We start from the raw sequence: 6,109 nt of genomic DNA, 5'->3' as shown, positions 1-6,109 counted from the left end.
TGCTGCAGTTCGGCGGCGGCACCCTGGGCCACCCGTGGGGCAACGCGGCCGGCGCGGCCGCCAACCGCGTGGCGCTGGAAGCCTGCGTCCAGGCTCGTAACGAAGGCCGTCAGATCGAGCGCGAGGGCAAGGAAATCCTCACCGCCGCCGCCCAGCACAGCCCCGAACTGAAGATCGCCATGGAGACGTGGAAAGAGATCAAGTTCGAGTTCGACACCGTCGACAAATTGGATATCTCGCACAAGTAATGGTGCCTTGGCGTCGGTTCCACCGGGTGGCGACAAGGGCCACCGTGTGGACCGGACCAGGCTAAACCGCTCAATAGAGGAAGATCGATATGGCCGTTCAAGTTTACAAGTCCTCGATGAAGTACGAGACCTTCTCTTACCTGCCCCCGATGACCCCGGACCAGATCCGGCAGCAGATCTCCTACTGCATCAGCCAGGGTTGGAACCCGGCCGTGGAACACTCCGAAAAGGAGAATTCCATGAGCAACTACTGGTACATGTGGAAACTGCCCCTGTTCGGCGAGGAGTCCGTCGATGCGGTCCTGCAGGAACTGGAAGCCTGCCATCGCGAGTTCCCCGGTCACCTGGTGCGCTTCATCGCCTATGACAACTATGCGCAGAGCCAGGGTATGGCGTTCGTGGTGTACCGCTAATCCGTTACGGCGCGCCAACGGGTGGCCTCTGGCCACCCGTGGATCACCGTTTCGCAAGTTGTTTGCCGTGGTGGCGGCCGCCAGGCACCGCGACTCCCGCAGACCCCAACCGATCGAGGTACGTGATGCCACAAGCCAATAAGAGCACGGTCAGCGCCACCCTTTCAGGGCGCGAACTGGCCCGGAAACGCCGCAAGGCGATGGCTTTGCATGGCAAATCCGCATTCGTCAAGACGACGGCCAACCGGCAAGGGACTTCGTCCCAGCGGGCACCGGCCGCGGTCACCAGGCCGGCAACCCCCGGCGGCCCCGCCGAGTACGCCCAACGGGCCACCGGTGGGGCGCTCCAGCCCCCGGTCTCCCCTGGCCGGGAAGCTGCACGCGCCCGCCGTGATGCGCTCAGCGTGGCCGGCAAGGCGGCGCTCAAGCCCACCTCGAGCCGCCCCAGCGGCCGGATGCGGCCCACACCCGAGAGCGCGCACCTGACGGCGCCTGCCGCTGCGAAGAGCCCCGCCACTGCGAAGAGCGAGGATTGCGATTGCGGGGGCGAGCCCTGCGACTGTCACGATCAGCAAACCCGCCCCGCGAGCTCCACGTCAACGAACTCCACGACGTTGGCGTCTTCGGCTCCGGCTTCCGCCAGGAAGCCAATGAACCCGCTCCCCAAGGGCCGGGCACTGGCACGCGCACGGCGGGAAGCGCTCTCGCAAAACGGCAAGGCAGGGCTGGTGCGCGCCGCGCACATGGCCCGCGTCGCGGCCGCGATGCCGGATCAGGATTGGCAGTCCGCGATTTCCAACGGTGCCAGCGGGCGCCAGATCGCCATGCAGCGCCGCAAGGTCCAGTCGATGACGGGTCGCGCCGCCACCGCCAAGTCGTCGACGCAGTCTCGACCCAGCGGACGCAAGCGCGCCCGCCTCGAGATACCCGCACCGCCCAAGGTCGAGAAGGGGCATACCCTTTCCGGACAGACGGTAACCGGCACCATGGTCGAGCGCAGCAACAAGCAGACCGGCAACGAACCCGGTGCCTGCCGCGCGATCACCGGAACCGAATACGTCGGGGCCGAGCTGTACGAGCGTGAGTGCCCCACGCGTCCTGCGCCCGCTCCGACCAAGGTCGGCGTGAGCACCACCGCCCGCGAGCACAAGGTCACGGGAACCGAGGTCGGGCGCTCGATGCGGGTGACCGGTGACGAGATCGGTGCCTGCAGGGGCATTACCGGCACCGAATACCTCGCTACTGAGCGCTTCGACGAGTTCTGCCCGACGCGACCGGCGCCCAGCCCCGCCAAGGTCGGTTCCACCGACACGGCCAAGGGAAAGCCCGTAACCGGCACGATGGTCGACCGTTCTTCCCATGTCACCGGCAACGAGCTGGGCGGCGCGCGCGCCGTGACCGGCACCGGTTACACACTGCCAACAGCGCCCGCCCAGGCTCCCGAGAAGGTGGCTGTGACCCATACGGCCGGGGGCAGGACCGTGACCGGAACCACCGTGGGACAAAGTTCCCGGGTCACTGGAGACGAATCGGGTTCCTGCCGCGGCATCACCGGAACGGAATATCTTTCGGCAGAGCAGTTCAAGACGGAGTGCAAAACCACGCCCCCCACCACACCGCACAAGGTCAGCGTCATGCTGTCGCGCGGGCAGCAGCCGGTCTCCGGCACAGAGGTGGGCCGCTCCTCGAACGTCACCGGGAACGAGGCCGGCTCCTGCCGCGAGATCTCCGGTAACCAGTACTTCACCGCGGCCGACTTTGGCGACCTGTGCAGTGTGAACGGTCCCCGTAAGGTGAATACCATGCACACCCTTGGTGGCGGCTCCGTCACGGGTACGGAGGTCCATCGCAACCCAAAAATGTCCGGTGACGACAAAGGGGGGTGCATGCCCGTCACCGGTACTGATTATGTGGGTGCAGAACAGCTTCAGGCTGTATGCACCGACAGCACCCCAGTTTCAGCAATCGACAAGGTCGCAACCGACAAGACCTGGCGCGGCCAGCCCATCACCGGCAGCCCGATCGGCCGTGCTCCCAAGGTCACGGGAGATGAGTCGGGCGGTTGCTCGCCGATCAGCGGTACTCCCTACATCGGCCGCAGTCAGTACGGCGAGTTCTGCGAGACGCCGGACCTGACCGCTCAGGAAGCCGTCATCCCCTCCAGCACCCTGATCTCCGCGACCGCGGTCACCGGCGATCGGCCGGGGGCTGGCGGTTCGGTGATGACCGGCGATGAGCGCGGGGCCTGCGAACCCGTCAGCGGCACACCGTATGTCGGAGCCGACAACGTCGTCTCCCAGTGCATGACCAGCGGCCGCTTCGTCTCCCGTACCCAGAAGTGGGACGAACCCGCGCGTCCGGCGCCTCCGGCGGACTTCAGCATCCACTCGCCCGCTCGGGCCGCATGGGACCGGCGGGCGGCGGATGAGATCACCGGATCGGCCTACAGCAGTGAGCGCATCACCGGGCCGGCCAGCAAGGCGACCGGACTCATCACGGGAACCCCTGAGTTTCGTCATCGGGACTCGGTGAGCCTGCAGGCGGACGAGCAGGAGAGCATCGCTGCCGCGCGTCGGCTGACCGGCGAAGGCAGCGAATCGGGAAGGAAGATCACCGGGGATTCCTGGGACGCGTCGACCCGCGTGACCGGCACCGAAGGTCCCTCCAGTCTCGCACGGAACATGTCGATGCGCGGGCAACCGCGCGGCGAAGGCGCCAACGCGCGCCGCTTCCGCGAGGTCGAACAGCCACCTGCTCCGGAGAGCCGAATCACGGGTTCTGCCGGCAACTTCGGCAAGGGTCCGCTGGTGACGCTTTCCGGCGGCGCGCGCGGCTGAGGCTCGACGGGTGAACACGCGCAAACGTCTCGCGGCCATGCGGAGGGCTGGGGCGCTGCCACCACAGGTGGCGGCCCCGGCCAATCCCGCGTGCGTGATTGCGCCCAACCAGCCCTGCCAGCATGCGCTCGTGGACCGCGAACTCAACCACCAGCTGTACGAGTACGAGCAGCGCGTACGGGGCCACTTCACGGCGATCGTGGACACCCTGAAGATTCTCTCCGACTGCCGCCACACCCTCGACTTCGTGGAACAGGCGCAGCAGATCGCGCTGGAACGCCTTGGCTTTGAACTGCCCAATGAGCTGCTGGACGATGCCTGGGTTTCCGGGCTGAATCTGCGCGCCCTGCATGCCTACTGCACCTTCAGCAGCTTCAAGATCTGTGTCGACCGGGCACACATCGATCAACGGCCACTATGTGAGCGGTCGCTGATCGATGCCGGCTTCATCCAGTCCTGCGGTTATCACACGCTGGACATCAGCCCCTGCGCTGACGGCCGCCTCCAGGGTCTGGTGCCCTTCGTGCTGCGCATGGCGCCGAACGAGGCCGTCTACGTCAAGGCCTATGCGGGTGCGTTGTTCGACATCGAAGCGGACGTGGCCGATTGGACCCATCGTGAACTGAGCCGCCTTACCGGGGGCATTCCGGGTGGCGAGGATGCCAACTACCTGAAGGTCGCGGTATATCACTTCAGCACGTCGAACCCGAATCATGAGGGCTGTGCCGCGCATGGCAGCAACGATCACCTGGCCACCGAACTCGCGCTGGAAAGGCTGAACGAACTGCGCGCTGCGGTCGAGAACACCTTTGGCCTGGGCGCCGCCCCGGAGATTCTCCTGGTTGGAGTCGACACCGACATCGATGCCATTCGCGTGCACCTGCCGGATGGCAACGGCGACATCAGCCCTCACCGTTACGTGGAAAGCTTCCGGCTCTACCAGGAAACGCTCGGCATGAGCGCCGGGGACGCACGCGCCCACATCGACAGCGCGATCGCGCAGATGGAGCACGCGGAGGGTTGGGCCCGGGGCTCCGGTACCACCCCGCCGGGGATGCGTCGGTTGATCCAGCACCTGCTCGAGGCCAACCTCTCGCAGATCGAGTACGTGATCCAGCACCACGGCGGCCGCTACCAGGTGATCGGGCACAATGAGCGCTTCATCTGCGTCGGCGAGGCCATGAGCGAGTTGCAGTTGCGCAACAAGTTCTACTTCGCGCACCTCGATACCGTGGAAGAAGGCGCGAACGACATGGACGTGGGAATCCGGATCTTTACCGGCCTGAACATCCACCATGGCCTGGGGGTTCCCGTTCTGATCCATTTCCACTACTCGTCGCATGTGCCCGGGGCACGGGAACGCGCTGTGACCCATTGCCGGCGGGTCAAGGCCGCGATCGAGACGCGCTATCAGAAGCTTTACGAAAGCCATCTGCTGTTTTGCCAGATGGCTGTCAGCGACATCCACGGCAGCGAGCGCTGCACCTTCGTGGACGACGAAACAGACATGGTCGGACATTAATGAAAGAGCTTGGTGAGATGGCACGATGAAGATCATGCGGGTTGAAAAAACGCTGGTTTCGACTAACCGCATCGATGGCTTTGGTCATCGTCCCCTGCTGGTCGTGCAGGAAAAGGAAGGCGGCTCCCGAAGCGTCGCGGTCGATGCGGTGGGGTGCATCCCGGGCGACTGGGTGATCTGCGTGGGCTCGTCGGCAGCGCGCGAGGCGGCGGGAAGCAAGGAGTTCCCCTCCGATCTGACCATCGTCGGCATCATCGACCACTGGACCGGAGAGAGCGCCTGATGGAGATCATGCGCGTCAAGGATGACCTGGTCTGCACGCGCCGCGTGCCCGGCCTGCAGGCCTCGTCGCTGCGGATCCTGCAGAACCAGAGCGGAAGCCTGTTCGTGGCGACCGATCCGGTGGGAGTGCCGCCCGGCAAGTGGGTGTTTACCGCCAGTGGCAGTGCGGCGCGCTGGGCGATGCCAGACGCGAAGGTCATGACGGATCTGACGATCTGCGGAATCATCGACCACTGGGAAGAATGACGATCGATTGGAAGGAATGTGACGGAACGAGGTAGGTGGCATGAGGGTGCGGCAGGCAAGGTCGTTTTGAATGCGGTTTCCCTGGCAGTTGATTTGGGCAGTACAGATCGCTTTTTTTAACGTTTTCTTTTACGAGGAGTAATGAAATGGCTGAACGTATGGGTATTGCCCTTGGCATGATTGAGACCCGTGGTCTGGTTCCCGCGATTGAAGCAGCGGACGCCATGACCAAGGCCGCCGAAGTCCGGCTGATCGGCCGCCAGTTCGTCGGCGGCGGCTACGTCACCGTGCTGGTGCGCGGTGAGACCGGCGCGGTCAACGCGGCCGTCCGTGCGGGCGCCGATGCCTGCGAGCGTGTCGGTGACGGCCTGGTGGCCGCGCACATCATCGCCCGTGTGCACAACGAGGTGGAAGGCATCCTGCCAACCGAGCCGTCCGCCTGATCTCCCTTTAACATCGCAGTACGCGTTTATTCAGGAGCTGTAGAAATGGCAAACATGATTGGCATTGCCCTTGGCATGATTGAGACCCGTGGTCTGGTTCCCGCGATTGAAGCAGCGG

Annotated in this window: 6 protein-coding genes and 2 pseudogenes; all 8 read left to right on the top strand. The window is 64.9% G+C overall.

From position 1 onward, the window contains the following. Window positions 1-248, top strand: a 248-nt coding sequence (locus EA346_RS14460; RefSeq protein WP_296759768.1) for a RuBisCO large subunit C-terminal-like domain-containing protein, incomplete at its 5' end; no start/stop codon positions are given. Window positions 249-337: 89 nt separating this feature from the next. Continuing rightward, complete coding sequence (locus tag EA346_RS14455; protein ID WP_296759767.1) at window positions 338-661, top strand: ribulose bisphosphate carboxylase small subunit; 324 nt, start codon at window positions 338-340, stop codon at window positions 659-661. Window positions 662-1,311: 650 nt separating this feature from the next. After that, the gene (locus EA346_RS14450; RefSeq protein WP_296759765.1) at window positions 1,312-3,498 is read left to right on the top strand and encodes a CsoS2 family carboxysome shell protein; all 2,187 of its coding nucleotides are present in this window, start codon (window positions 1,312-1,314) and stop codon (window positions 3,496-3,498) included. 10 nt (window positions 3,499-3,508) lie between these two features. Continuing rightward, window positions 3,509-5,020, top strand: a complete 1,512-nt coding sequence (locus EA346_RS14445) for a carboxysome shell carbonic anhydrase (protein WP_296759763.1) — start codon at window positions 3,509-3,511, stop codon at window positions 5,018-5,020. A 25-nt stretch (window positions 5,021-5,045) separates the two neighbouring features. Further along, window positions 5,046-5,303: a carboxysome peptide A gene (locus tag EA346_RS14440; RefSeq protein ID WP_296759762.1), complete on the top strand. Its 258-nt coding sequence runs from the start codon at window positions 5,046-5,048 to the stop codon at window positions 5,301-5,303. Next, window positions 5,303-5,545 (top strand): annotated as a pseudogene (locus EA346_RS14435) (carboxysome peptide B); the annotation flags it as partial. The gene EA346_RS14440 and the pseudogene EA346_RS14435, both read left to right, overlap by 1 nt. 149 nt (window positions 5,546-5,694) lie before the next feature. Further along, window positions 5,695-5,991, top strand: a complete 297-nt coding sequence (locus tag EA346_RS14430) for a BMC domain-containing protein (RefSeq protein WP_296759761.1) — start codon at window positions 5,695-5,697, stop codon at window positions 5,989-5,991. A 45-nt stretch (window positions 5,992-6,036) separates the two neighbouring features. Continuing rightward, a pseudogene (locus tag EA346_RS14425) lies at window positions 6,037-6,109 on the top strand (carbon dioxide-concentrating protein CcmK); the annotation flags it as partial.

The sequence above is a fragment of the Thioalkalivibrio sp. genome, from assembly GCF_007692535.1.
Taxonomy (GTDB): domain Bacteria; phylum Pseudomonadota; class Gammaproteobacteria; order Ectothiorhodospirales; family Ectothiorhodospiraceae; genus Thioalkalivibrio.
The sequence above is the reverse complement of the archived record's forward strand: the minus strand, read 5'-3'. Positions and strand labels throughout refer to the sequence as shown.